The organism is Clostridium hydrogeniformans DSM 21757 (genome assembly GCF_000686705.1).
GTDB classification, from domain to species: domain Bacteria; phylum Bacillota; class Clostridia; order Clostridiales; family Clostridiaceae; genus Clostridium_Z; species Clostridium_Z hydrogeniformans.
Window position 1 is genome coordinate 19,069 of record NZ_JMLJ01000008.1, and the last position, 25,955, is coordinate 45,023.

Here is a 25,955-nt window from a genome sequence, read left to right on the forward strand (position 1 = left end):
TATTTAAGAGAAATTCTATAAAAATATCATAATTTTATTAAGTATTATGGTTATATATTTCATTAGAAGTTAATTTATGAATTAATAGGAGGTAGGCATATATACAATTTAAGTCTAAGAGTATTATTTTTATAACTATCATATTACTGACTCAGTGATTTCATAAGCTAAAATAAGTAATTTAGAAGGAAACTTAGATTTATTAGTTAAAGCAATAGTATATTATCATGGTAAAGTAAGTTATTGGAAAAATCTTATTTAAACTATAAAATATATATAATGCATATTAAATAAAGTTATTACTTTAAGAATACAGATTATAATTATTTAACTTTTAACCATAATAAGAGGATTATATAATAGTATTTTCTTTATAGGATAACTAGTGATTTATTAATATGCTTTAAATAAGAGTTATAAAGGGGAAGGTTTTATGGTAAGTAATTTTGAAATATCTAATGGAATGACAATAAAACTAGATAATATATTGCCACCTATGCCAAAATTCTTAGAAGGAATAAGAAGGGCTCCAGACAGAGGATTTAACTTAACAGAAGAAAATACAGAAATAGCTTTAAAAAATGCTTTAAGATATATACCAGAAGAATTACATGAGGAAGTAGCAGGGGAATTTTTAGAAGAACTTAGAACAAGGGGAAGAATATATGGCTATAGGTTTAGACCAGAAGGAAGAATATATGGTAGACCTATAGATGAATATAAAGGAAAGACTTTAGAAGGTAAAGCTTTTCAGGTTATGATAGATAATAATTTAGATTTTAATATTGCATTGTATCCATATGAATTAGTAACCTACGGAGAGACAGGACAGGTATGCCAAAACTGGATGCAATATAGACTTATAAAAAAATATTTAGAAGAGTTAACTGATGAACATACCTTAGTTATAGAATCAGGTCATCCTCTTGGACTTTTTAAATCATCTAAGGATGCCCCTAGAGTTATAATAACCAATGCCTTAATGGTTGGAATGTTTGATAATTTTACTGATTGGCACTATGCTATGCAAATGGGGGTAGCTAACTATGGACAGATGACTGCAGGAGGTTGGATGTATATAGGACCTCAGGGTATAGTACATGGTACGTTTAATACTATATTAAATGCAGGTAGGCAAAAACTTGGAATAAAAGAAAATGAGGACTTAAGAGGACATATGTTTGTATCCTCTGGTTTAGGAGGAATGAGTGGAGCTCAGCCAAAGGCTATTGAAATAGCTGGTGGAGTTGGAATAGTTGCAGAGGTAGATTATTCAAGAATAGAAACGAGAAAGAATCAAGGCTGGGTATCATTAGTATCTGATAACTTAGAAGAGATTTTTAAAACTTCAACAGAGTATATGAATAAGAAGGAACCTATATCCATAGCATATCATGGGAATATAGTAGATTTACTTCAATATGCAGTGGATAAAAATATAAATATAGAATTATTATCTGATCAAACCTCTTGTCATGCTGTATATGAGGGAGGATATTGTCCACAGGGAGTAGATTTTGAAGAAAGGACAAGACTGTTAAAAGAGGATAGGGAAAGTTTTATTTCTTTAGTGGATAAGACTTTAAGAAAACATTATGAGCTTATAAAAATTCTTGTAGAGAGAGGGACATATTTCTTTGATTATGGAAATTCCTTTATGAAGGCAATTTATGATGCAGGATGCAAGGATATAGCTAAAAATGGTATTGATGAAAAGGGTGGTTTTATATTCCCGTCTTATGTAGAAGATATTATGGGACCAGAGTTATTTGATTTTGGATATGGACCATTTAGATGGGTTTGTTTAAGTGGAAATCATGAGGATTTAGTAAAAACAGATAGCGCAGCTATGGATTGTATAGACTCAAATAGAAGAGCACAGGATAGGGATAACTATGTATGGATAAGGGATGCAGAAAAAAATGATTTAGTTGTTGGAACAGAGGCTAGAATATTATATCAAGATGCTATGGGAAGAACTACTATAGCTCTTAAGTTTAATGAAATGGTCAGAAAGGGAGAGGTTGGACCTATAATGCTAGGACGTGATCATCATGATGTAAGTGGTACAGACTCACCTTTTAGGGAAACTTCTAATATAAAAGATGGAAGTAATATAATGGCAGATATGGCTATTCAGTGTTTCGCTGGAAATTGTGCAAGGGGTATGACCTTAGTTGCCCTTCATAATGGAGGGGGAGTAGGCATTGGTAAATCTATTAATGGAGGGTTTGGACTTTTACTTGATGGAAGTGAAAAAGTAGATAATATAATAAAAAGTGCCATGCCATGGGATGTTATGGGAGGAGTTGCTAGAAGAGCTTGGGCTAGAAATGAGAATTCCATAACCACAAGCATTGATTATAACAATGTAAATAAGGGAATAGATCATATAACACTTCCTTATATACCAAAGGATAGTCTTATTAAAAGACTTGTTGGAGAAGTATTTAAAAAGAATTAGTTAAATAAAAAGTAAAAATTTTAAATTTTATATAAAAGTGTCTATAAGATTAAAATAAGTCTTTTATAGATATATTTAATAAATTTTGGGGGGATTATATAATGAGCAATATTAAAAGGATTTTCCAATGTGTTCCGAACTTTAGTGAGGGACGTGATTTAGAAAAAGTTGAAAAGATAGTAGAATCTTTTAGAGGAAAAGAAGGAGTTAAACTTCTAGATTATAGCTCAGATAAGGATCACAATAGAACAGTAGTTACCCTAGTTGGAGAAGGAGATGCATTAAAGAATGCTATGATTGAAGCTGTAGGAAAAGCAATAGAGCTTATAGATCTTAGAAATCATAGTGGAGAACATCCAAGAATGGGAGCTTGTGATGTAGTACCATTTATTCCTATTAGAAATGTAAACATGGAGGATGCTATAGCTTTAGCAAAGGAAGTAGCAAAGGAGATTTCAGAAAAGTATAATCTTCCAATATTCCTTTATGAAAAGGCAGCTACAAATCCAGAAAGAGAAAATTTAGCTAAGGTTAGAAAGGGTCAATTTGAAGGTATGAAAGAAAAGCTTCAAGATCCTAATTGGACTCCAGACTTTGGACCCAAGGAGGTTCATGAGAGTGCAGGGGTTACAGCAGTAGGAGCAAGAATGCCTTTAGTAGCTTTTAATGTAAACTTAGATACTTCAAACATAGATGTAACTGATGCCATTGCTAAAAAGATAAGATTTATAGGCGGGGGATTAAGGTTCTGTAAGGCCATGGGAGTTGAGCTTAAAGACAGAGGAATCACTCAGGTATCTATGAACATGACAGACTTTACAAAGACAGCTCTTTATAGATCCTTTGAAATGGTTAAAATGGAAGCTAAAAGATATGGGGTTAATGTAGTAGGAAGTGAGATAGTTGGACTTGTGCCAATGGAAGCATTAATAGATGTGGCTTCTTATTATATGGGCATAGAGGACTTTACTATGGATCAAGTTTTAGAAAGTAGACTTATGGAGTAAAGTTATGGGAAGAAATTTAATAGTTAAAAATACCTCCCAAATAGTAACACCAAGTGGAAGGTCAGCAGTGTTTGGGAAGGAAATGGGCAGCCTTAAAATAATAGAAAATGGAGCTATTATAATAGAGGATGGAATAATAAAAGCTCTGGGCAAAGAAGAAGAAATTTTAAAAGATATAAATGAGGAGAACTACGAAATCTTAGATTGCAAGGGTAATGCAGTACTTCCAGGTTTTGTAGATTCTCACACTCATTTTGTATTTGGTGGCTATAGAGAAGAGGAATTTTCATGGAGACTTAGGGGAGATAGCTATATGTCCATTATGGAAAGAGGTGGAGGTATAGTAAATACTGTAACTAAAACAAGAGAAGCTTCCTTTAATGAACTTTATGAAAGTGGAAAAAGAAGACTTAAGACTATGATAGATTTTGGAGTTACAACAGTAGAAGGAAAAAGTGGATATGGACTTGATTTAGAGACTGAAATTAAACAATTAGAGGTTATGGAAAAGTTAAATAAGGATAGTGATATAGATATAGCTATAACCTTTATGGGAGCTCATGCAACCCCTGCAGAATATAAGGAAAGAGAAAAACAGTATGTAGATTTTATCATAGAAGAAGTACTTCCTAAGGTTAAGGATAAGGCAGAGTTTTGTGATGTGTTTTGTGAGAAAAATGTATTTTCCATAGAAGACTCAAGAAATATACTCCTTAAGGCAAAGGAGCTTAATATGAAGGTTAAACTTCATGCAGATGAGATTGTACCTTTTAAAGGAGCCGAACTTAGTGGGGAAATAAAAGCAGTATCTGCAGACCATTTACTTAAAGCATCTAAAGAAGGAATGGATGATATGAGAGATAATAAAGTTGTTTCAACTCTACTTCCTTGTACTGCCTTTAGTCTAAAAGAGGAATATGCAAAAGGAAGAGAAATGATAGATAGAGGACTTGCAGTGGCCTTAGCTAGTGATTTAAATCCAGGAAGTTGCTTTACAAACTCTATTCCTTTAATAATAGCATTAAGCACCATATATATGAATTTATCCATAGAAGAGACCATAACGGCACTAACCTTAAATGGAGCAGCAGCAATAGATAGAAGTAATGTTATTGGCTCCTTAGAAGAGGGAAAACAAGGAGATTTAATAGTGCTCAGTTACCCTTCTTATAAGTTCCTATGTTATAATATAGGAATGAATTTAGTAGATAAGGTTGTAAAGAATGGATGTATTATAAAAAAATAAGAAAAAAACTTGATTTTGTATAGTAATATATAGTAGAATAAATGGTAATAAAAGGAATAGTGTATTTTCTATTCCTTTTGTTTTACATAAGAATAGTATTTAAATTTTTATTAATCCTCTAAGGAATGTAGTAAAAGTAGTTTTAAAGTTATATAATATAATAAAAATACTATGCAAAGGGTGTTTTATATGACAGAGAAATTAATTGAATTTTTTGAAGAAATAAAAGACTTTACGTTTTGGAAGGGTCAGTGGATAAAGAAACTTGTTTATGATGGAAAAGGTACTTTAAAAGGAATTTATGAAAGAAAGTTTAGGGATAAAGAAGTTAAGGAAATATGTAAGGATAATAATAAGAAAGTAATAAATATAAAAGAATATAGATATGGAGAAGAAGGACTATTAGATAAAATAGTTATAAAAAATGGAGATGGAACAGTAGAATATATAAATGAAATTATCTATGATGAGGAAGATAATATTAGTGAAATACATACTACAACCTTAGAGAGAAAAATAAGATTTAGTAGGGTTCTACAGTTTAATAAAGATAAAACCTTAAAGGGAGAAGAGTTTAAGATAGATAAGGATAAGATAACATTTGAGTCCCTTGATAATGTAATTATTGATTGGATGTTTAACCTGGATAAGAGCTTAATACAGGTTGTGTATAAGGATGAAAGGGTTCTTTTATTTAAGTTTAGCTATGCCATAAGAGATGTTTTCTTAAGTGGAATGGATAAATATGATATAAGAACTAAAAGAGGAAATTTATTTAATTTTACTAAATTTGATGATATTGAAATAGGATATGATAAAAAAGGAAGAGTTAATAAATTAAATTATTTACTCAAAGGACAAGCTTTAGGGAAAATAGAATATGGATTTGAATAGAGGATTTATAATAAATAACATTAGTTGTTTATGATAAGGGGCTATTACTGAATTAACTAAACAGTTACTTTAGTAATAGCCTTTTTATTATAAGAGAACAACTAGTAATTTTCATAAAATATATTTATATAGAGAAAGAAGCTATGGTATATAAAATTAAGTTTATACAACATAATAAGAACTATGGTAAAATAGTTCTTAGATATATAGAGAGTAAACTTTCGGAGAATGGAGGGTTTTATAGTGATAGATTATGATGTAGTAGTAATTGGAGGAGGACCAGCTGGTATGGCAGCAGCTATATCTGCAAGACAGGAAGGCATAGAAAGAATAGTGGTTCTTGAGAAGGATGATGATTTAGGAGGAATATTAAATCAATGTATTCATATTGGGTTTGGTCTTTATAACTTTAGAGAAGAGTTAACAGGACCAGAGTATGCAGAGAGATTTTCTAAAAAGCTTATAGATATGAATATTGAATATAAGTTAAACACTACGGTTATAGATATAACTAAAGATAAGATAATAACAGCAGTAAACCCAGAAGAGGGAGTAGTAGAGATCAGGGCAAAATCTATAATCTTATCTATGGGATGTCGTGAAAGACCTAGGGGGGATTTAAATATACCAGGCTCTAAATGTGCTGGAATATATACAGCTGGTACAGCTCAAAGATTTGTAAATATAGAAGGAGTTATGCCAGGAAAGGAAATAGTTATTTTAGGATCTTCAGACATAGGGCTTCTAATGGCAAGAAGGGTCACATTAGAAGGAGCTAAGGTAAATGCAGTTGTTGATATGATGCCTTATAGTATAGGGCTTAAAAGGTATGAAATGCAATGCTTAAAAGATTTTAACATTCCATTAATGCTAAACCATACGCTAGTAGAAATTAAGGGTAAGGATAGATTAGAAGGAATAATAATTTCAAAGGTTGATGAAAATAGAAGGCCTATAAAAGGAACGGAAGAACATATAAGTTGTGATACCCTTATATTATCGGTTTCATTAATGCCAGATAATGCACTGTCATTAAGAGCAGGGGTAGATATTTCTAATATAACTGGTGGAGCAATTGTTAATGAGAGCATGGAGACCAGTATTGAGGGGATATTTGCTTGTGGTAATATTTTGCATGTTCATGATTTAATAGATGATGTAACTAATGAAAGCTATGAAGCAGGAAGAAAAGCAGCTAAGTTTGTTAAGGGAGAATATAAAAGAGCAGAGAAAAACATTAATATTGCATGTGGAGATGGGATAAGATATGTGGTACCAGATACTGTGAATCCTAATAATTTAGAAGAAGATTTAGAAATAAGTTTTAAGGTAGATGGATTATATAAAAATGCTCATATTTCTCTTTTACTTGATAATAGGGAAGAAATATGTTTAAGTAAAAGAATTTTAGCTCCAGGAGATATGGAGAAGCTAAAAGTTTCAAAGACTTTACTTGAAAATAATAAGGAAGCTACTAAGATAACCTTAAAGGTTGTAAATTAGGTAGTTATATTAGGCTAAAGGATTTAATAAATTCATAAGGATAATTGAAGCTACAAATTAAGTGGTATTTTTATTCCATTTAATCTGTAGCTTTAATTTTTAGGGATTATTAATACCATTAATTAAGTTTTCAATAAGTAAAAACATTTCATTTTGACCTTTAGAGTTTAAGTGAAGGCCATCAGTATAGAAGTGTTCTATAGAGTTATTTATGGATAAATTCTTAAATAAATCATAAAAATTTAATACTAATAGGTTTTCTTTAATGGAATATTCCTTTAATAGATTCTGATATAATTCTAATTTAGAGTTCATTAAAGCATAATTACAGTAGGGATCCCAACTTTCCATAGCCATAGAACATATGATAAAAGGGGGAATACCTAGGATAGGAATAATGTGATTATCTAGGGCATCTTTTACTAGAAATTTAATATTATCTAAGGTGCTTTCTACACTTCTATGGCTTAAAAAGTCATTACTTCCTCCCATAATTATTACCATATTAGGCTTTTCATCTATAACATCTTCATAAAATCTATCCATCATACCAAGGGTGGTGTCACCGTTTATTCCTTTATTCACCCATAAATATTTAGAAAATTTATTTTCTAACAAGGAAAACCAACTATGACTTTTAGAAACCCCAAAGCCAGAGGTTAAACTATCTCCAATACATACTATTTTTTTCAAACTAATATCACTCCTGTCTACCTAAGGAATCCTTTAAATAAATTATATATTCCCTAGGAGAGTATAGCAAATATGAGGAGATAATTATAAACATATTTAGGCTAAATTTTAAGAGATTTAGCATTAATTAAAAAGGGTTAACACCATATATCTTAATTATGTTGTAAAATATAGATGATAATACTGAAGAGTAGTAAAACTTTAGAGTATATAAAGGAATGCTACTAAAATTAATATCTTTATTGATATAATGTGAGATAATATTAGTATAGGCATTATCATTAATAATAATCTGTCCATAGAAATTATATAATAAAGAATGAAATAAGATAAAAATATATTATAAAAAAGTAAAGTACTTTAAAAGTTTTAAAGTACTTAATATATAAATAAAAATAGTTAAAATCATTCTATGATAACTAATTTTAGCTAGGGAGGAAAACATGGAGAAGGTAATTTTATTAGATGGAGCTATGGGGACTTATGGCAAAATAAAGGGTATAGATTATCCTAAGATACCCTATATGGCAATAGAAAATAGGGAATTATTAATAAATATCCATAGGGAGTATTTAAGAGCCGGAAGTGAAATTATAACTACAAATAGTTTTAGATTAAATCCTTTTGTTATAGAAAATAAAGAGGAACTTAAAGGCCTTATAGAAGCTACCATAGATTGTGCTAAGGAGGCTATAAAAAAAGAAGGAAGAGGAAAAATAGCCTATGATATAGGCCCCTTAGGAATTAAAAAAAATTCTGAAAGTGAGATAAAGGAAGGTTATGGTTTAATTAAAAGCTTTATTGAGAGTAGCAATGATATAGATTATATACTTATAGAAACCCAATATCTCTTAGAGGAGAGCCTTATAGCTTTAGAAGTATTTAAGGATATAAATAAACCATTATGGATAAGTTACACCTTTGATGAAAATGGAAATCTTTATTCAGGAGAGTCTATAGAAGATTTAGAAAGGTATATTAACAAGAAAGATGTATGTGGATTAGGAATAAATTGCTCTAAAGGACCAAAAGAAGCCAAAGAGTTTATAAAAAGAATAAGAAGGTTTTGGAAAAGTGACATTATTGCTAAACCTAATTTAGGGATTCCAACTATGGAGGAGGGTAATCCTAAATATAATATTACTAAAGAGGAGTTTAGAAAGTATATGGAAGATTTAATAAAAGAAGGGGTAACTATAATTGGAGGATGTTGTGGTACAACTCCAGAATATATAGGAGAATTAAAAAATCTCATTAGGTAATTCTTATAATAATATGGAGTTAGAAAGTTATTTAAATAAACTCAGTATTAATATGTATTGAGTAAAAGTGTATGCATTCAAATAATAAAAAGGATTATTTAGATGCATACACTTTTATTTTAGGATTTGTTTTAAAATAATATTAATTCAATATTTCTCATTACTTTTTAATAACTGCTATACTGCAACAATATAAATAATTAAAGTTATAACTTGCCTAAAGACTAGCCAAGAAAGTATATTACTTCATCACCTATGGTTAAATATATGTTTATCTAACTAGCATTGCTAAACATGTACCTTGCTTAAGGTTAAAGTTAGAAATCAATAAATTTTATCTCTTTGATATAATATGCCATATATCTTTTCCTTCAAATCCACATTTACGATAAAGTTTTTCAGGGATTGTCTTATTTTCACTTGACCTGAAACAGTTACAAAATCTACATGGTTAGCTAGATTAGCAAGAAGCTTAGTAACTATTGCTTCACCAAGTTTACGTCCCCTGTATTCTGGTAAAACCTGAATCCATTCTAACATTCCTTCAGCAACTTCTTTATCCCATTCAGCAATACCTAATCCAACAGGTTTTTGAGTATTTTTATGAATAATAAATATCCATAAATTCTCATTAAACACTTTTAATTTTGTCCAACTAATAACTTGCTCTAAATCAACTTGGATATCTCTATAACTTTTATTGATAATACTAACTATCTCTTTTAAATCACTAATAGAAGTAACATCCACATTGCCATACTCAAACATCTTATCTAAGGGAATCAGTTCTACTGATTTAAGATTATGCTTTAATCTAAAATATAAGGTATCCGAACTTGAACTACTTGGGCTAAGATTGTATTCTTCATCATGAATAACTGAAATATTATTAGGTATTTTAAATGTTCTTGCCTTCCAGTAGGGGATTGGGGATAACTTACATGGATTCATTTTATATTCATCTAAATCAATCATAAAAAAACTCACTATTATTCATAATATTAAACAATTGATCTTTACTTTAAATACTTTCTAATTCATTATAAGTCATTCTTACAGTACATAATTATAATCTATTTTCAGAAAGGTATCATATGTAAGTACCCATTTAAAACATAGCTTTATTTTTAAATTATAACCTTTATATAATTAAAATAATTTTTTAAAGCATACTTTACATATAATAGTTTTTCCCTTGTTAGCACTTATTAAGTTATCAGGGGAGAGTTCTTTCCCGCATATTTCACATAAGAATTCTGAAGTTTTAGGTGATAATTCACTATGCTGTTTAGGAGTTTTTAAAGAAGCTTTTTTTCTATTAGAAGGTGGATTATATAATATTTTTTCTTCTTGAACCTCTCTTTTAACTATGGAATATTCCATAGCATAAGAACTTTCACCAAAGAGCTCTAACTCAAATCTAGGATTCTTTTCATCATAAAATTCCTCTATTATAAGTCTTCTTACTTGAGCGTCATTTATTATAAGACCACTTTTTTCTATGCCATCAAAAATACTTTTGGTAATATTATTGGTGTCAGGATGACGCTTTTTACTTTTATAATATACCTTAAGTACAGCAATTAGTGCTTCGCTAAGAACTATACCAGGATTTTGAGATCTAGCATTTAAGGCTATTTCCTCCTCATAAATTGCATATCTATCATGATACTTTCCAGAGTTTACAGGAAGGATGGCCCTACCATTTATATTAAAAAGTTTAAAATTAGACTTAGATATGGGTGATCCTTTAACTATAATCTTTGCATAATTGTTACACATAATTAACTCCTATCATTTATAATAATATTTATCTTTAGTTTTTATCTTTAGAAATAGCTTATTGGTATATTTTAGAGGTATTAAATAAGAAGTATCTTATAATAAATTTACCAGTAGAGTAATTATTCCTTTATTTTGCTTAAATTTAAATAGATATTTAAGTAGATATTTTGATTTTTAGTCCTATATTAATTTTAATATTATAATAGGTAATTATCAAGAAAAATAGAATATATGTTCTTGTAGTTTACAGTAACTTATCTATATATATAAAGAATATACATAGATACACCTTAAAAATTTTAATATAATTGAATAATACAGGGGATTGAAGTATAATACAATGAGGAAATATAAGAAAAAGAGGATGATTAACAATGAATAAAGATGTAGTAATATTAGCTATAGAAACAAGTTGTGATGAAACATCAGCGGCAGTAGTGAAAAATGGAAGAGAAGTTTTATCTAATATAATATCTTCTCAGATTGATATACATACAAAATTTGGAGGAGTAGTTCCAGAGGTAGCCTCAAGAAAACATATTGAAGTTATAGATGGAGTTGTTAAAGAAGCCTTAGAAGAGGCAAATATGACTTTTGATAATATAGATGCTATAGGGGTAACCTATGGACCAGGGCTTGTAGGAGCACTTTTAGTTGGGCTTCAGTATGGTAAAGGACTTTCTTATGCCCTAAATAAACCTTTAATTGGAGTTAATCATATAGAGGGACATATAAGTGCTAATTTTATAGAACATAAGGAATTAGAACCACCTTTTATATGTCTTGTGGTATCAGGAGGCCATACTTTTATAGTTTATGTAAAAGATCATGGAGACTATGAGATCATAGGACAAACAAGAGATGATGCAGCAGGAGAAGCCTATGATAAGATAGCAAGAGCTCTTGGTCTTGGATATCCAGGAGGTCCTAAAATAGATAAGTTAGCTAAAGAAGGAAACGAGGATGCTATAAAGTTTCCAAGAGCTAATTTTCATGATGATAGCTTAGATTTTTCCTTTAGTGGAGTAAAGTCCTCTGTACTAAATTATTTAAATAAAATGGAGATGAAAGGTGAAGAGGTTATAAAGGCAGATGTGGCAGCTTCCTTTCAAAAGGCTGTTGTAGGAGTATTAACAGATAATGTTATAAAAACCTGTAAGTTGAAAAAGGTAGATAAGATTGCCATAGCAGGTGGAGTAGCAGCTAATTCTGCTTTAAGGGAGTCTCTAATTAAGGAAGGGGAAAAAATAGGTGTTAAGGTATTATTCCCACCATTAGTGCTTTGTACAGATAATGCAGCTATGATAGGTAGTGCTGCATACTTCCAATATATAAAAGGAAATACATCTTCATTAGATCTTAATGCTAAGCCTAATTTAAAGTTAGGTGAGAGATAATTCATTAGGGAGGATAGGTATGAGGCTTATAAATTATTCAAATAGTATGCATACATATAAGGTTAAGAAAAAAGTAAATAAAATTAAAACAGTTCAGTATATACTAGTAATATTGTTTTTAGTTTTAATGAGTGGATTTTTATTTGAAAATATAAGTAATAGTAAAATAAGTTCATTAAATAAAACTAAGACAAGAATAGCCACAATAGATGGAAATAAAATACACTATAATATTCAAGGACAAGGGCCTTTTACCGTGGTTTTAGAGAATGATATAGCCATCACCTCCAATGAATGGAATAAAGTTGTTAAGGAAGGGTCTAAAGATTTTAAGTTCTTCACTTACGATAGGGCAGGTTATGGTAAAAGTGAAGTTACAAAAGGAGAAATAAGTCCAGAAAAACAAGCAAAAGAGCTACATACCATTCTTAAAAAGTCTGGAGCTAAATCTCCTTATATTATGGTAAGCCATGGATATGGAAGTGCTATAACCAATGAATTTTTAAAATTGTATAAAGATGAAGTTGGAGCAGTGGTTTTAGTTAATGGATACACAAAAACTATGGTAGACTCTAAGGAGTTTCAGAAATATAGTAAGAATAAGGTTTTAGGATTAAAGCTTCAAAAATCCCTGTCTAAGTTAGGGGTTACTAGGATGGTAGATAAATTAAATCTTTTAGAATATGAAAAAGGATTTTTATATAATCTTAAAGATGAAGAGCAAACTATATATAGAAACTATAGAGTATCAGGAGAACTTTGTAATACTTATATGGGAGAACTTAAAGGATTAAATAACACTTCGTTTTTAAAAGAAAAGGAGCTTGGAAACACTCCTCTTATGGTTATAACCTCTAAAAAGAGAGAAGAACTTGAGGATCAGAAGAGCCTTTTAAATATTTCAGAAAGAAGTGATATAAATACATTAGAAGAGGAAGATGTATTTATACCATTAGAAAGGCCTGATGCAGTTATAAATGGTATAAAAAGTGTAACTAAGAAACTTCCTAAGGTAAATGAATAATAGAAATCAAGCACTACTAACTAAAGTTTATTATTTAGATTAGTAGTGCTTTTTTATAGAAAACTTTGGAGTATAATAAATACATAAGACAGAGGATGGAGGTGTTACAGCTCCTAGCCATTAGATAAAATTTTAGGTTATTAATTTAAAAGTTTTAGGGATATAAATTAAATAGGAAGCTGAGGGAATTTACCAATAAATACTGATATTTTAACCTATAAAATGTATATTTAAAATAAAAAGAATTTATATTATAGTGAAAAAATATTATACTTAAATAAATACATAGAAAGAGGGAGATTATATGTGGAAATATAAGGTGTTAGAATGGGAAGGTACTTTATGTGGCAGTGAGGAGCTTGAAGATACCCTTAATACATTAGGGGAAGAGGAATGGGAACTTATAAATGTAATACCTCAAAATACTATAAATAATACAGGAACAGCCTTTAATACATTAATATTTAAAAAGAGAGAAAATTAGGAGGAAGTTTTATGCCGCAATGGAGTTTTGGAGCTTTTTTTATGGTGTTGGTTCTTGGAATTATTATATTCAATAATTTTCAAGAAAGAAATGGAAAGAAACAGGTATTAAATTATACCTTAGAGGATCTTAAAAAAAGAAAAAGAGATTTTAAAAAGATAAAGGAATATTTTCTTAAGGAAAATAAAAATAACGAGGAGTTTTATATAGATGATCAAACCTGGAGCGATCTTGAAATGGATAAGGTTTTTTCAAATTTAGATTTAACCTTATCAACTGCTGGAGAGCATAAGCTATATGATATATTAAGAAGAATAAGTCTTAAAAAAGATTCATTAGAAGAAAGAAATAATATAATAAAAGAACTTCAAAGTAATAAAAAGCTTTTTAAAGAGGTTAGAGAGATATTTGCTACCTTAGGCAAACAAGCACAAGGAAATATCTTAGAGATACTTTATCATAAGGAAAAGGAAGATTTTAAGGGAAACCTTATAATATACAACATATTAGCTTTAGCAGCAATTGGATCTATAGTATCCATGACTGTAATAGGATATAATGGACTTCTTTTACTTGCTATTATATCACCTATTAATATGATAGTTCATTATAGCATAAATAAGAAAATTCAAGGAAAGGTATTGTCTATAGACTATCTTTCTAATATTGCAAAGGCCTGTAAAGACTTATCATCCATAAATAATAAGTTACTAGAACCCTATACAGAAAAATTAAGAGAAAATATAAAGTTATGTGATGTGGTTCTTAAAAACTCATCTACCATAGGAAGATTAGAAGGTTTAGATGTGTTAGGAGATTACTTAAATGCTTTATTTTTATTTCAGGTTAGAAGCTATTTTAAAGTTATGGCAAATATAGGGGATAAAAAGTCACAATTAACTGAGTTATATGGAAGCTTAGGTTACATAGATGCTTTAAGTTCAGTAGCTTATTATAGGGAAACTATTCCTTATTATAGTGAGCCTAATTTAAAAGAAGGGGAGAAATATATAATATCAAAGGAAGCTTTAAACCCTTTAATTTTAGATGGAGTTGCTAATGATATTACTTTAGGACCAAAAGGCATAATACTAACAGGGTCTAATATGGCAGGAAAGTCTACCTATTTAAGAACAGTTGGAATCAATGCTATACTATCTCAAAGCATATATACCACTTTATGCAAAGACTATGAGGGAGGAATTTTTAGAATAATGTCTTCCATAAGTATAACTGATAATATTGCCGGTGGAGAAAGCTATTATTTAGGAGAAGCAAAGGCTGTAAATAGGATTTTAAAGGTTATAGAAAATAATAATGATGTACTTTGCTTTATAGATGAGATATTTAAGGGAACAAACCCTGTGGAAAGGGTAAAGGCAGCAAAAGAAATTTTAATATATATAATAAATAAAGGTGCCTTAGCTATGGTAGCAACTCATGATTTAGAACTTACAGTAATGACAGATGGAAAATATGACAATTATCATTTTGAAGAAGGTATGAGTGAAACAGAGGGACTAAGTTTTGATTATAAATTAAAAGAGGGAGTATGTAAAACAAGAAATGCTATAAAGCTTCTAAAGTATTTAGATTATCCTAAGGAGATTATTGAGGGAGCGGAGAGAACAATTATTTAATATATAAGTTCTAATATTAAAACTGCATTAGCTTCAGTTGAAACTTATTGAGTCGTCAATCAGTGAAATGTAAAGTTCTTAATCCAATATATATAATATTTTTAATATAGTAGAGTATTCTATATTTTAGGTATATTACTCTCTTAACTTTAAAAGAATTTTATTATTGACTAAGAGATATATTATAAAGATTAGCTATAAAATTAAATATTTTATAGCTAATTTTTATTTTGACATAAAATTGACACAAAGTACTGTTATTATATACTCATAGCAAGGATATAATAATTAGTGAAAAAATAAGGAGGACTTTAATATGGATAAAGAATTTAATAATGATAATAACAATCCTAACTTTATTATGATGGGATCTAATGATAATAAAAATGAAGAAAGAAAATATGAAGGAAATAAAGAGGGGTTTAATTTTAATAAGTCACCACTTTATGAAAAAAAGCCTAAAAGAAGAAGAGGAATTATGTCCTATGTAGCAGTGGGAGTTGCAAGTGCTCTTATTGGAGGAATTATAACCACTTCTACAGTTTTATATGCCCTACCTAAATATGAAGGTTTTAAAAATACTGAATTATATAAGACTTTAAAAGGAAATCAATACACAGGACCAATACCAGAGTTTACGTCAGTTAAGGAAGGAATGACCATACCAGAAGTTGTACAAAAAGTAGGACCTGCAGTAGTGGGAGTTTCTACAAAAAGTATAAGCGGAGATATTTTATTTGGACAGCAAGTATCTGAAGGTATAGGATCTGGAGCTATAATAAATGAAGAGGGATATGTACTTACAAATTATCACGTTATTGAAGGAGCTCAACAAGTTAAGGTGATATTAAATGAGGACGGAAAAGGAAAAGAGGTTAATGCTAAGGTTGTAAATTATGATGCTAATAGAGACATAGCCGTAGTTAAAATAACTGATGATGTTAAAATACCAGCAGTGGCAACTCTTGGAGACTCAGATGCTACAGCTCCAGGACAACAGGTAATAGCCATAGGAAACCCTTTAGGACGTGAGTTCTTAGGAACAGTAACCCAAGGAATAGTTAGTGCTGTAAATAGGGATATTGTTGTAGATAACAATGGAAGTACCCTTAAGTTTATACAAACAGATACAGCTATAAATAAAGGTAATAGCGGAGGCCCTTTAATAAATGCTAAGGGAGAGATTATAGGAGTAAATACATTAAAAACAGGTAGAGCAGGAGTGGAAGGAATGGGATTTGCTATTCCTATAAATGAAATAAAACCAAAGCTTGAAGATCTTTTAAAACCTATATTAAAAATAGGAATAATAGGTGGAAATGTAGATGAGAAGAAGGCTAAGGAAAATAATGTACCTGTGGGAGTTTTAGTTACAGAGGTTCAAGATTTTAGTCCAGCACAAAAAGCAGGAATACAGCCAAGAGATATAATAACAAGCTTTGATGGAAAGCAAATAAAAACCATGGCAGAAATAAATGATTTAAAGGCTAAACATAAAAATGGAGATACAGTAAAAGTAGAAGTTTATAGAGAGAAAGGCACGAAAACCTTAGAACTTACTTTAACAGAATAGTATGTTTAGTTAGGAAAATCTAAAAGCTAATTAAAAAATCTAGTAGATATAATATATTTACTATCTATACTAAGTATATTAATAATATATAAAAGAAAGAGTACATATTATTAGGTTTAACCTTTAATAATATGTACTTTTTTATGGGATTAAAATCTAGGAAGAGTTAAAAATATTATAAGGTTTAAGTTATATAGAATTTTAAAATAAATTATTGATTTCTTTATTAAAACTATGATTAATTTATCTTGCCTTAGCCAGAGGTTATATAGGGTTTTAACATAAACTCTTAACTTATTCATTAAAAATATACTTAGTTTATCTTGCTTTAGCAGGTGTATAAATTAAGTTTTAAAATTAAAACCCTATATATTTAAATTTAGGTCTTAACTAGGAAAATCAGTATATTTAAAATAGAAAAATATATAGTATAATGGTTAAGTTGTAACTTATGTTACATACTTACCCTTATAAAATCATTATAATAAAGATATAATAAAACTTAAAAGATTTATAAAATATGTAATAAGGAAGTGTTTATATATGAAATCAGTAGAAATAATGATAGATGAGCATAAGAATATAAAAAGGATGTTAAAGGTAATAAGAGAGAATTGTTTAAACATACTAAAAGGAAGAGATGTAGACTTTGAGGATTTTTATAAGGTTATAGATTTTGTGCGTAATTATGCAGATAAGCATCATCATAATAAAGAAGAAGAAATTTTATTTAAGTATATGGGGGAAACCTTAGGAGATGCTATAAAAAATGGTCCTATCACAGGAATGTTAATAGAGCATGATCTTGGAAGATTATATATAAAGAATTTAGAGGAAGCTTTAGGCCGATTAAAGGAAGAAAAAGAAGAGGCTGTTTTAGATATAATGACAAATTCTATGGCTTATGCAGAGCTTCTTCATAGACATATTGATAAAGAAGATAATTTAATATATACCTTTGCTGATGCAAGATTAAGTGAAGATAATAAGACCATAGTTGATGATAAGTGTATGGTAGTAGAAAATGAAGCTAAAATTAAGGGAATACAAGAAAATTATATAAACCTTTTAGAGAATCTTGAAAAAAAGGTAGGAATCCTTAAATAAATATATTACCTTTTAATAGAGAGTAGTATAATTATTATATACAATACTAAGGAGGACACCTATGAATATAGTAGATTTTCACCATGTAGCTATAATATGTTCTAATTATGCTATATCTAAGGATTTTTATATGAACATACTAGGATTTAAAGTTAAAAATGAAGTATATAGGAAAGAGAGAGAATCCTATAAGTTAGATTTAATAAAAGGGTCTATGGTCATAGAATTATTTTCTTTTAATAATGTGCCTAAAAGGCTTAGCTATCCAGAAGGAGCAGGATTAAGACATTTAGCCTTTAAAACCATGGATATAGAAAATGATCATAAGTGTTTAAGTTCTAAGGGAATAAAGGTCGAGAATATAAGAGTAGATGAATTTACAGGGAAGAAGTTTTTTTTCTTCTTTGACCCTGATAATCTTCCACTAGAGATATATGAATAGTAGATAGATTTATAAATTGATATAGTAGTATTCTATTGTTTAATTTAAGCTAGGATGGGGCGGTGGCACTAAGAACAAATACTATAATATATTGTGCTAATTTTAAATTTGCAAATGTATATATTGTAGGTAAAGTCTTTAGTGCCACAGCCCCACCCAATTTAAGATTTATTAAATATAATATTTTAGTTAACCTAGAATATAAAAATAATAGGTTTAGTGAAGTGTGTTTTATTCTTCACTAAACCTATTTTTATTCTTCAGATATAAGGGTATCCCATAACTCATAAAGACTTTCAAGCTCATTTTCAATGGAAGAGATTTCTTTATGAACCTCTTCAGATTTCTTTGGATTTGAATAAACTTCTTCAAGGCATAAGTCTTCTTGAAGTTTACCTAAGGATTCTTCAAGAGAACTTATCTTACCTTCAGTATCTTTAACCTTTTTAGCCTTCATCTTTTCTTCTTTTTCTTTTTCTCGCTTCTTTTTTCTTTCTTCTGCTATTTGAGTCTTACTTTTTCCTTGAATTTCTTCTAATCCTTCATATCTATTAGGATTCTTCTTTTTATCAGAATAATAGGTGTAATTACCAAGATATTCTTTTATTCCTTGCTCTTCTAATTCAAAAATTTTACCTATAACTTTATTTAAAAAGTATCTATCATGGGATATTACAATTAAGGTTCCATCATAACTAAGGATAGCATCTTCTAGAGCCTCTCTTGACATAATATCTAAATGGTTAGTTGGTTCATCTAAAAGAAGAAGGTTAGACTTAGATAACATAAGTTTTAATAAGTTTATTCTACACTTTTCTCCACCACTTAGAAGATGAATTTCCTTAAAAACATCCTCTCCAGTAAATAAAAAGGAAGCTAAAGCATTTCTAACTTGGGTGGTGGATAAGGTTGGAAATTCATCCCAAACTTCATCTAATATAGTTTTACCTTCATTTAAATTCCTTTGTTCTTGATCATAGTAGCCAAGGAACACATTTTTACCTAGAACCTTAACTCCAGAGGAAGGGGGTTCATTATCCATTATTATTTTAAATAGAGTTGTTTTTCCACGTCCATTTTCTCCAATAAGGGCAATTTTTTCCCCTCTTTTAATATCAAAGTTTACATTATTAAATAAAGTCTTATCCCCATAGGATTTACTAAGGTTTTCTCCATATATAACATCGTTACCACTTTTAATTTGGGTTTCAAATTTTATCTTTGAGGCCTTATTTTCCTTTGGAGGAGCTTCAATTCTTTCAATTTTATTTAAAGCTTTTTCACGGCTTTCAGCTGCTCTTATACTTTTTTCACGATTGAAGGATCTATAACGCTCAATAATTTCTTCTTGTCTTTTTATCTCTGCTTGTTGTAGGTTGTATGCCTTAAGTTTTTCAGCATAAGCCTTTTCACGAAGTTCTAAAAACTTAGTATAGGAAGTGTTAAATGTATTTACCTCCCCATTTATAAGTTCAAAGGTATGAGTGGTCACAGAGTCTAAGAAAAATCTATCATGGGATATAACTATAATTGTTCCCTTATAGGTTTTAAGGTAATCCTCAAGCCACTCTATAGCTTCTAAGTCTAAATGGTTTGTAGGTTCATCAAGAAGGAGTATATCAGGATTTGTAAGAAGAAGCTTACATAAAGCAACTCTAGTTTTTTGACCACCACTTAATATATCTATAGATTTATCAAAGTCCTCTTCAGTAAATCCAAGACCCTTTAAAATTCTACCAATCTCTCCTTTATAAGTATAACCACCTCTATTATTATAAACCTCTGTTAAGGTGGTATAATCCTTTATAAGCTTTTCATGATAACTTGCTTTTGATGGGTCATATTCTTCAGCCATCTTTTCCTCTAGAACCTTCATTTTATCTTCCATATCTAAAAGAGGCTTAAATACCTTTAGAAGTTCTTCATATATGGTGGTATTAGTTTCTAGAAATAAATGTTGAGATAAGTAACCAAGGGTTTTATTTTTATCTATAAAAATATCACCAGAGTCTTGTTCTAAGCTTCCAGTTAATATTTTAAATAGAGTAGATTTTCCAGCTCCATTTGCACCAATAAATCCAACTTTTTCTCCTTCATTAATAGAAAAAGTGATTTTATTTAAAACTATATCTATACCATAACTTTTATGTACATCTTTACATCCAATAACTATCATTTCAGTTCTCCTTAAAAGAAAATTTCCATAAATAATTATACTATTACTCCTAGAACTTATCAAATCTTATAGGGAAATACCATAACTTTTTAATAATATGTTAATATGATTCTTGTTCACTTTATTTAGTTGTAAGATAATTCTAAATAGTATATTATTTTTATGTGATAAATTTAAGAAAGGCTGTGAAATTATGAATAAAAAAGTTCTTAAAATAATAATACCTCTATTAACTTTAGCATTAGTAGCAAGTGGAATATTATATGTAATAAAAAAGAGAGATAAAGATATAGAAGTTAAAACTCAAAAAGTTTTAAAAGGTGATATAACTTCTTTAGTCAATACTACAGGGGTTATAAAATCAAAAGAGCATAAGGAATATTTTTCAGCACAACAGAAAGTAACGAAGATTAATGTAAAGGTAGGAGATGAAGTTAAAAAGGGAGATGTACTTATAGAATTTGATAATGGAGATTTAAATAATAGTTTAAATCAGGCTCAGCTACAGTATGACAATGCTGTACTTCAAAAGAAGGAGTTAGAAAATCAAGTAGGCTTATATGATAGTAAAATAAAAGATACTGAAAATAAGATAAATTCCTTAGAAGATAAGAAAAAACAATTAGTGGAAGGGACTATGGGAAAAGAGGACCTAGTAAAAAAGGAGATAGAAGGAATCACTATGCAGATAGAACAGCTAAAACGTGAAAAAGCTGCCATTCAACCTATAAGTAAAGAAAAAGTAAAGTTAGCAGAAAATCAGGTGGATATGGGAAAAAGTTCTTTAGAGGCTACAAAATCAAAGTTAGACTCTCTAGGAGGATCTATTATAGCGGAATTTCAGGGGATAATTACAGAAATAAATGCTTCAGTGGGAGGAGTAACAAACCCAGCCGCACCTACCTTAATTCTTGAAAACATAAATAGCTTAAAGCTATCCTTATCCCTAAGTAAAAGTGAGGCTGAAAAAATAAAGAAGGATCAAAGGGCTATAATTCACGGTAAGGATAAAAATTATCATGGGGAAGTAAGCTTTATAAGTCCAACGGCTAAAAAGATTAAATCCTTAAATGGAGAGGATACCTATGTAGAGACAGAAGTTGAATTTTTAGACAATCCAGAGAATATTAAAATAAATTTTGATATGGATGCAGATATAGTAACAGGTGAAAAGAAAGATGTGTTATTAATTCCAACAGAGGCATTAAAGATGGAAAAAGATGAAAAGTATGTGGTTTATATACTAAATGATGAAATAATTGAAGAGAGGGCTGTTCAGGTTGGAATTCAGTCAGAATTAAATATTGAAATATTATCAGGAGTTAATGAAGGAGAAAAGGTAGTATTAAATCCAAATAGTTCTATTAAAAATGGAGTAAAGGTTAAAGAAAAGAATTAGGAGGAATATTAGATGATAGAGATAAGAGATGTTTTTAAAACTTATAAAACAGGCAATATAACTTTTACAGCTCTAAAAGGTGTAAACTTAAAGGTCAAAGAAGGGGAATTTCTATCAATAATGGGACCCTCAGGTTCAGGAAAGAGTACCCTTATGAATATATTGGGATGTTTAGATAGATTAGATGAGGGATCTTATATTTTAAATAATAGAAATGTATCCAATTTAAGTGATAATGAACTAGCTCTTATAAGAAATAAGGAGATTGGCTTTGTATTTCAAAATTTTAATCTTCTTCCTAGAATGAATATTTTAGAAAATGTAGAATTACCTATGGTTTATGGAGGGATTTCTTTAAAGGAAAGAAAGTTAAGGGCTAAGGAAGCCTTAGAAAAGGTAGGACTTAGTAGATGGGAAAAGCATAAGCCAAATGAAATCTCAGGGGGACAAAAGCAAAGGGTAGCTATTGCAAGGGCTATAGTAAATAACCCTTCTGTGATAATGGCAGATGAACCTACAGGGAATTTAGATTCTAAAGTTTCAGAGGAGGTTATGAAGGTATTTCAAGATTTAAATGATAAAGGCTCAACCATAGTTATGGTTACTCATGAAAATGATGTAGCTATGTATAGTAAAAGAATTATAAAAGTTAAGGATGGGCTTATTACCTCTGATGAAGAGGTAAAGGATAGGAGAATAATTTAAAGGAGCTTAACTATGAATATATATGAAAACTTAAAAATGTCTCTTGATAGTATAAAAGCCAATAAGCTTCGTTCCTTTTTGACCATGCTTGGCATAATAATAGGAATAAGTTCTGTTATAACTATATTATCCCTTGGTAATGGTGGGAAGGAGAGTATTGTTGGGGAATTAGAGAAAATAGGATCTTCTACCATACAATTAAAGGTAAATGGAGAGTTAGCGGAAAAGGGAGACTATATAACATTAAAAGATGTAAAGGCTCTAAAGGAAAAAAGTCAATATATAAAATATGTTTCACCATCCATAATGATTCAAGGAGTTGGGAAGGTTAAAGATAAGAGTAAAAGAGCTATTATAAGTGGGAATAATGCAGAGTTTAATTATATACAAAATAACGAGATATTATATGGAAGGTATTTTACAGATAGGGAAGTAGAGGAAGAAAAAAATATAGGAGTTATAGATGAAATAACAGCAGAATATTATTTTGGATATAAGGATGTGGTGGGAGAGAGTATATTAGTTGGTAAAAATAAGACCTATAAAAAAGTAAATATAGTGGGAGTTACAAAGGCTGCTGGTTATATGAAGGGAGCTCCAGTTGAAAATATACCTGCTGTAATCGATATGCCAATTACTTCTGCTGCTAATTTTCAAGAAGGAGACATGAAAATAAATAATATTTATATATTAGTTAATTCAAAGGATAAGGTAGAAGAAGGGGCAAGTGATGCTATTAATATAATAGAAGCAAGACATAATAATAGGGGGAAGAATATTTATACTGCAGAAAAACTTTTAAAACAAGTAGAACAAGTAAATAAGGTAATAGATATTTTTACTTCATTTATAGGGGCTGTAGCTGCTATTTCTTTATTAGTTGGAGGAATTGGAGTTATGAATATTATGCTTGTTTCTGTTACAGAGAGAACTAGAGAAATAGGTATAAGGAAGGCCATAGGAGCCACTACTACAGCTATATTATTACAGTTTCTAATGGAATCAATAATAATATCCTTAATTGGAGGGATAATAGGCATGATATTAGGGGTAGGAAGTGCATTTATTATAGGGTCCTTTGTAGATGTTGTTCCTATACTATCTATAAAGCATATAATTCTTGTAATAATCTTTTCATCAGCAGTAGGAATTTTCTTTGGAATATATCCAGCAAGGAAAGCAGCTAAATTAAATCCTATAGATGCCTTAAGATATGAATAAAAAATTAATTACAGTAATAACTAAAGAATAGGGAAACCCCTAGTGCTCTATTAGAATATAGTAGATTGCTAGGGGGATTTTTTATTCTTATATAAAAATATAATAGGTATAAAGTTTTAACTTTTTAAAGAATGTATTTTAGTATTAGAATTCTTTTTTTATATTAAGTAAGTTCTAGTCTTTATTTATATATAAAAAATCAATCTTTAAAGGAAATAAAATTTTGGGAGAAAATCTTATTATATTAGGTAGAAAATTAAAATTTTCTTCAAAAGAATTTAGAGGTATCATATTTTCAAAATTATAGGGGGATTTAACTGATACTGATATAGGGGGATTTAGTAAGCCATAGTCTTTATTTTCAAAAGGAATAAACTTCTCTAAAATTTTATGATTATATAGTGCTAACTCTTCAAATTCCATACTATTACCTCCAAGCATATAATAAATATCAGTATATAATATGATGGAATAAAGTATTTAAGAAGGAAAATCATAAATTTTATCACTTTTGACTCATAACCGTAATAGTATATTATATTAAGGAGGTAGAGGTTATGTTGGATTTACAAAAGATTAGAAAGCTATTTCCAGGTATTTATGATGAGGTACCTTTAGACAATGGTAAAAAAATTATTGGTATAAATTTTGACAACGCAGCAACAACTCCACCATTTATATATGGAATAAGAAGTATAGAAAAGTTTGCCTCCTGGTACTCTTCTGTTCATAGAGGTGCAGGATATAAATCTAAGATATGTTCAGACTTTTATGAAGATGCAAGAGATAGAATTCTAAAGTTTTTTAATGCACCTAAGGATAAGTATGAAGTTATTTTTACAAAGAATACCACTGAGGGGCTTAATTTGTTAAGTCATTTATTAGTTAATGAGGAGAATAAGGTTTTAAGTACCTTTATGGAACATCATGCTAATGATTTGCCTTGGAGAGGAAAATGCCATTTAGAGTATGTTAATATAAATAAAGATGATGGAACCTTAGATATATTAGACTTAGAAGATAAACTTAAAAGAAATGAGATAAAGTATTTAACAGTTTCAGGAGCATCTAATGTTACAGGATGTGTTAATGATATAAATAAGTTAGCAAAGTTATGTCACAAATATGGAACTAAAATAATAGTAGATGGAGCTCAACTTGTTCCTCATAAAAAAGTTAATATGTTAGGCAATGGAAGTGGTGAAGAAGTAGATTTTTTAGTTTTTTCTGCCCATAAAATGTATGCTCCTTTTGGCATAGGTGTTGTAATAGGGTTAAAGGAAGAGCTGAAAAATAAAGAACCCTTTATAAAGGGAGGAGGCACTATAAAGATAGTAACAGAAAATAAGGTATATTGGGATGAGTCTCCAGCTAGGGATGAAGGGGGAACACCAAATGTTTTTGGAGTGGTAGCTCTTCTTACATCTATGCAGCTTCTAGATAATATAGGTATGGATAATATTCATAATGAAGAAGTGAAAATAACCAATTATATATTAAATGGAATGAAGGGACTTCCAATAGATATATATGGGCCTTTAACTACTGATAATAGACTAGGAATAATAACTTTTAATGTGGATGGAATGGGACATAGTGAAGTGGCTAATAGCCTATGCTCAGACTTTGGAATATCAGTTAGAAATGGATGCTTTTGTGCCCATCCTTATGTTGAAAAATTGCTTGGAATAAGTGAAGAGGACATGGAATACTATATAAAAAATTATGATAAGGTAGAAAAACCAGGAATGGTAAGAATAAGTTTAGGTGTTTATAATACTTTAGAAGAAGCCAAAAGATTTTTATATGCTTTAAGATATATAATAAGAAAAGGTTAATACACAGATAGGTATAAAAATCTCATTTTAAAAAATGCTATTCCATTGATACTTAATATCAATGGAATATTAAATGAGATATAAAATAAAAATTG

At 29.5% G+C, this 25,955-nt stretch carries 22 protein-coding genes; 17 read left to right on the top strand and 5 right to left on the bottom strand.

Annotated features, from left to right (window positions below; translation table 11 throughout):
• Positions 1-433: 433 nt before the first annotated feature.
• The 5 genes from BR69_RS0105325 to BR69_RS0105350 all read left to right on the top strand — a co-directional run bounded on the left by BR69_RS0105325 (position 434) and on the right by BR69_RS0105350 (position 7,114).
• Entirely contained in the window at positions 434-2,464 is a 2,031-nt protein-coding gene (locus BR69_RS0105325; protein ID WP_027632255.1) for a urocanate hydratase, read from the top strand.
• A gap of 101 nt (positions 2,465-2,565) precedes the next feature.
• On the top strand, positions 2,566-3,471 hold the full coding sequence (gene ftcD / locus BR69_RS0105330) for a glutamate formimidoyltransferase (protein ID WP_034849407.1): 906 nt from the start codon (positions 2,566-2,568) through the stop codon (positions 3,469-3,471).
• Positions 3,472-3,475: 4 nt separating this feature from the next.
• Positions 3,476-4,717 carry an imidazolonepropionase gene (hutI, locus tag BR69_RS0105335; protein WP_027632257.1) on the top strand — a complete coding sequence of 414 codons (1,242 nt, stop codon included), beginning with the start codon at positions 3,476-3,478 and terminating at the stop codon, positions 4,715-4,717.
• A 189-nt stretch (positions 4,718-4,906) separates the two neighbouring features.
• On the top strand, positions 4,907-5,611 hold the full coding sequence (locus BR69_RS0105340) for a hypothetical protein (protein ID WP_027632258.1): 705 nt from the start codon (positions 4,907-4,909) through the stop codon (positions 5,609-5,611).
• Positions 5,612-5,854: 243 nt separating this feature from the next.
• Positions 5,855-7,114, top strand: a complete 1,260-nt coding sequence (locus BR69_RS0105350; protein ID WP_027632259.1) for an NAD(P)/FAD-dependent oxidoreductase — start codon at positions 5,855-5,857, stop codon at positions 7,112-7,114.
• Positions 7,115-7,213: 99 nt separating this feature from the next.
• Here the strand turns inward: BR69_RS0105350 and BR69_RS0105355 are convergent, their stop codons facing one another.
• A complete protein-coding gene (locus tag BR69_RS0105355; protein ID WP_034849410.1) occupies positions 7,214-7,807 on the bottom strand; it encodes a GDSL-type esterase/lipase family protein in 594 nt (197 codons plus the stop codon).
• A 443-nt stretch (positions 7,808-8,250) separates the two neighbouring features.
• Here BR69_RS0105355 and BR69_RS0105360 point away from each other — a divergent pair, with 443 nt between their 5' ends.
• Positions 8,251-9,069 carry a homocysteine S-methyltransferase family protein gene (locus tag BR69_RS0105360; protein ID WP_027632261.1) on the top strand — a complete coding sequence of 273 codons (819 nt, stop codon included), beginning with the start codon at positions 8,251-8,253 and terminating at the stop codon, positions 9,067-9,069.
• 324 nt (positions 9,070-9,393) lie between these two features.
• Here BR69_RS0105360 and BR69_RS0105365 read toward each other — a convergent pair whose 3' ends face one another.
• Both BR69_RS0105365 and BR69_RS0105370 read right to left on the bottom strand, forming a co-directional pair.
• Complete coding sequence (locus BR69_RS0105365; protein ID WP_027632262.1) at positions 9,394-10,044, bottom strand: GNAT family N-acetyltransferase; 651 nt, start codon at positions 10,042-10,044, stop codon at positions 9,394-9,396.
• A gap of 174 nt (positions 10,045-10,218) precedes the next feature.
• A complete protein-coding gene (locus BR69_RS0105370; protein WP_027632263.1) occupies positions 10,219-10,851 on the bottom strand; it encodes a RusA family crossover junction endodeoxyribonuclease in 633 nt (210 codons plus the stop codon).
• A 377-nt stretch (positions 10,852-11,228) separates the two neighbouring features.
• On the opposite strand from BR69_RS0105370, the gene tsaD reads away from it, so the two are divergent.
• The 7 genes from tsaD to gloA2 all read left to right on the top strand — a co-directional run bounded on the left by tsaD (position 11,229) and on the right by gloA2 (position 18,521).
• Positions 11,229-12,251 (top strand): tRNA (adenosine(37)-N6)-threonylcarbamoyltransferase complex transferase subunit TsaD, encoded by a 1,023-nt coding sequence (gene tsaD, locus BR69_RS0105375; RefSeq protein WP_027632264.1) that lies wholly within the window; start codon positions 11,229-11,231, stop codon positions 12,249-12,251.
• A gap of 19 nt (positions 12,252-12,270) precedes the next feature.
• Positions 12,271-13,275, top strand: a complete 1,005-nt coding sequence (locus BR69_RS0105380) for an alpha/beta fold hydrolase (protein ID WP_027632265.1) — start codon at positions 12,271-12,273, stop codon at positions 13,273-13,275.
• Between the two features lie 304 nt (positions 13,276-13,579).
• Positions 13,580-13,759, top strand: a complete 180-nt coding sequence (locus BR69_RS20000; protein WP_034849413.1) for a DUF4177 domain-containing protein — start codon at positions 13,580-13,582, stop codon at positions 13,757-13,759.
• 11 nt (positions 13,760-13,770) lie between these two features.
• Positions 13,771-15,399 carry a MutS-related protein gene (locus BR69_RS0105390; protein ID WP_051623506.1) on the top strand — a complete coding sequence of 543 codons (1,629 nt, stop codon included), beginning with the start codon at positions 13,771-13,773 and terminating at the stop codon, positions 15,397-15,399.
• A 316-nt stretch (positions 15,400-15,715) separates the two neighbouring features.
• Positions 15,716-16,972, top strand: a complete 1,257-nt coding sequence (locus BR69_RS0105395) for a S1C family serine protease (protein ID WP_027632267.1) — start codon at positions 15,716-15,718, stop codon at positions 16,970-16,972.
• A gap of 543 nt (positions 16,973-17,515) precedes the next feature.
• The gene (locus BR69_RS0105400; protein WP_027632268.1) at positions 17,516-18,079 is read left to right on the top strand and encodes a hemerythrin domain-containing protein; all 564 of its coding nucleotides are present in this window, start codon (positions 17,516-17,518) and stop codon (positions 18,077-18,079) included.
• A 61-nt stretch (positions 18,080-18,140) separates the two neighbouring features.
• Positions 18,141-18,521 carry an SMU1112c/YaeR family gloxylase I-like metalloprotein gene (gene gloA2, locus BR69_RS0105405; protein WP_027632269.1) on the top strand — a complete coding sequence of 127 codons (381 nt, stop codon included), beginning with the start codon at positions 18,141-18,143 and terminating at the stop codon, positions 18,519-18,521.
• A 253-nt stretch (positions 18,522-18,774) separates the two neighbouring features.
• Here the strand turns inward: gloA2 and abc-f are convergent, their stop codons facing one another.
• Entirely contained in the window at positions 18,775-20,697 is a 1,923-nt protein-coding gene (abc-f, locus tag BR69_RS0105410; protein ID WP_027632270.1) for a ribosomal protection-like ABC-F family protein, read from the bottom strand.
• Positions 20,698-20,890: 193 nt separating this feature from the next.
• Between abc-f and BR69_RS0105415 the strand changes: the two genes are divergently transcribed.
• From BR69_RS0105415 to BR69_RS0105425, 3 genes are read left to right on the top strand one after another with little or no spacing between them, the layout of a single operon-like run.
• Positions 20,891-22,096, top strand: coding sequence for an efflux RND transporter periplasmic adaptor subunit (locus BR69_RS0105415; RefSeq protein WP_027632271.1), 1,206 nt, complete (start codon positions 20,891-20,893; stop codon positions 22,094-22,096).
• 12 nt (positions 22,097-22,108) lie between these two features.
• Positions 22,109-22,801 (top strand): ABC transporter ATP-binding protein, encoded by a 693-nt coding sequence (locus tag BR69_RS0105420; RefSeq protein ID WP_027632272.1) that lies wholly within the window; start codon positions 22,109-22,111, stop codon positions 22,799-22,801.
• 12 nt (positions 22,802-22,813) lie between these two features.
• Positions 22,814-24,022, top strand: a complete 1,209-nt coding sequence (locus tag BR69_RS0105425) for an ABC transporter permease (protein WP_027632273.1) — start codon at positions 22,814-22,816, stop codon at positions 24,020-24,022.
• Between the two features lie 174 nt (positions 24,023-24,196).
• Here BR69_RS0105425 and BR69_RS0105430 read toward each other — a convergent pair whose 3' ends face one another.
• Complete coding sequence (locus BR69_RS0105430; protein WP_027632274.1) at positions 24,197-24,445, bottom strand: hypothetical protein; 249 nt, start codon at positions 24,443-24,445, stop codon at positions 24,197-24,199.
• Between the two features lie 134 nt (positions 24,446-24,579).
• Here BR69_RS0105430 and BR69_RS0105435 point away from each other — a divergent pair, with 134 nt between their 5' ends.
• Positions 24,580-25,860: an aminotransferase class V-fold PLP-dependent enzyme gene (locus tag BR69_RS0105435; protein ID WP_027632275.1), complete on the top strand. Its 1,281-nt coding sequence runs from the start codon at positions 24,580-24,582 to the stop codon at positions 25,858-25,860.
• The last annotated feature ends 95 nt before the right edge of the window (positions 25,861-25,955 follow it).

Excerpts from the sequence above, each read along its gene's own strand:
- BR69_RS0105325 (WP_027632255.1), top strand. The coding sequence starts at position 434 with ATGGTAAGTAATTTTGAAATATCTAATGGAATGACAATAAAACTAGAT.
- ftcD (WP_034849407.1), top strand. The coding sequence starts at position 2,566 with ATGAGCAATATTAAAAGGATTTTCCAATGTGTTCCGAACTTTAGTGAG.
- hutI (WP_027632257.1), top strand. The coding sequence starts at position 3,476 with ATGGGAAGAAATTTAATAGTTAAAAATACCTCCCAAATAGTAACACCA.
- BR69_RS0105340 (WP_027632258.1), top strand. The coding sequence starts at position 4,907 with ATGACAGAGAAATTAATTGAATTTTTTGAAGAAATAAAAGACTTTACG.
- BR69_RS0105360 (WP_027632261.1), top strand. The coding sequence starts at position 8,251 with ATGGAGAAGGTAATTTTATTAGATGGAGCTATGGGGACTTATGGCAAA.
- BR69_RS0105365 (WP_027632262.1), bottom strand. The coding sequence starts at position 10,044 with ATGATTGATTTAGATGAATATAAAATGAATCCATGTAAGTTATCCCCA.
- BR69_RS0105370 (WP_027632263.1), bottom strand. The coding sequence starts at position 10,851 with ATGTGTAACAATTATGCAAAGATTATAGTTAAAGGATCACCCATATCT.
- tsaD (WP_027632264.1), top strand. The coding sequence starts at position 11,229 with ATGAATAAAGATGTAGTAATATTAGCTATAGAAACAAGTTGTGATGAA.
- BR69_RS0105380 (WP_027632265.1), top strand. The coding sequence starts at position 12,271 with ATGAGGCTTATAAATTATTCAAATAGTATGCATACATATAAGGTTAAG.
- BR69_RS20000 (WP_034849413.1), top strand. The coding sequence starts at position 13,580 with ATGTGGAAATATAAGGTGTTAGAATGGGAAGGTACTTTATGTGGCAGT.
- BR69_RS0105390 (WP_051623506.1), top strand. The coding sequence starts at position 13,771 with ATGCCGCAATGGAGTTTTGGAGCTTTTTTTATGGTGTTGGTTCTTGGA.
- BR69_RS0105395 (WP_027632267.1), top strand. The coding sequence starts at position 15,716 with ATGGATAAAGAATTTAATAATGATAATAACAATCCTAACTTTATTATG.
- BR69_RS0105400 (WP_027632268.1), top strand. The coding sequence starts at position 17,516 with ATGAAATCAGTAGAAATAATGATAGATGAGCATAAGAATATAAAAAGG.
- gloA2 (WP_027632269.1), top strand. The coding sequence starts at position 18,141 with ATGAATATAGTAGATTTTCACCATGTAGCTATAATATGTTCTAATTAT.
- abc-f (WP_027632270.1), bottom strand. The coding sequence starts at position 20,697 with ATGATAGTTATTGGATGTAAAGATGTACATAAAAGTTATGGTATAGAT.
- BR69_RS0105415 (WP_027632271.1), top strand. The coding sequence starts at position 20,891 with ATGAATAAAAAAGTTCTTAAAATAATAATACCTCTATTAACTTTAGCA.
- BR69_RS0105420 (WP_027632272.1), top strand. The coding sequence starts at position 22,109 with ATGATAGAGATAAGAGATGTTTTTAAAACTTATAAAACAGGCAATATA.
- BR69_RS0105425 (WP_027632273.1), top strand. The coding sequence starts at position 22,814 with ATGAATATATATGAAAACTTAAAAATGTCTCTTGATAGTATAAAAGCC.
- BR69_RS0105430 (WP_027632274.1), bottom strand. The coding sequence starts at position 24,445 with ATGGAATTTGAAGAGTTAGCACTATATAATCATAAAATTTTAGAGAAG.
- BR69_RS0105435 (WP_027632275.1), top strand. The coding sequence starts at position 24,580 with ATGTTGGATTTACAAAAGATTAGAAAGCTATTTCCAGGTATTTATGAT.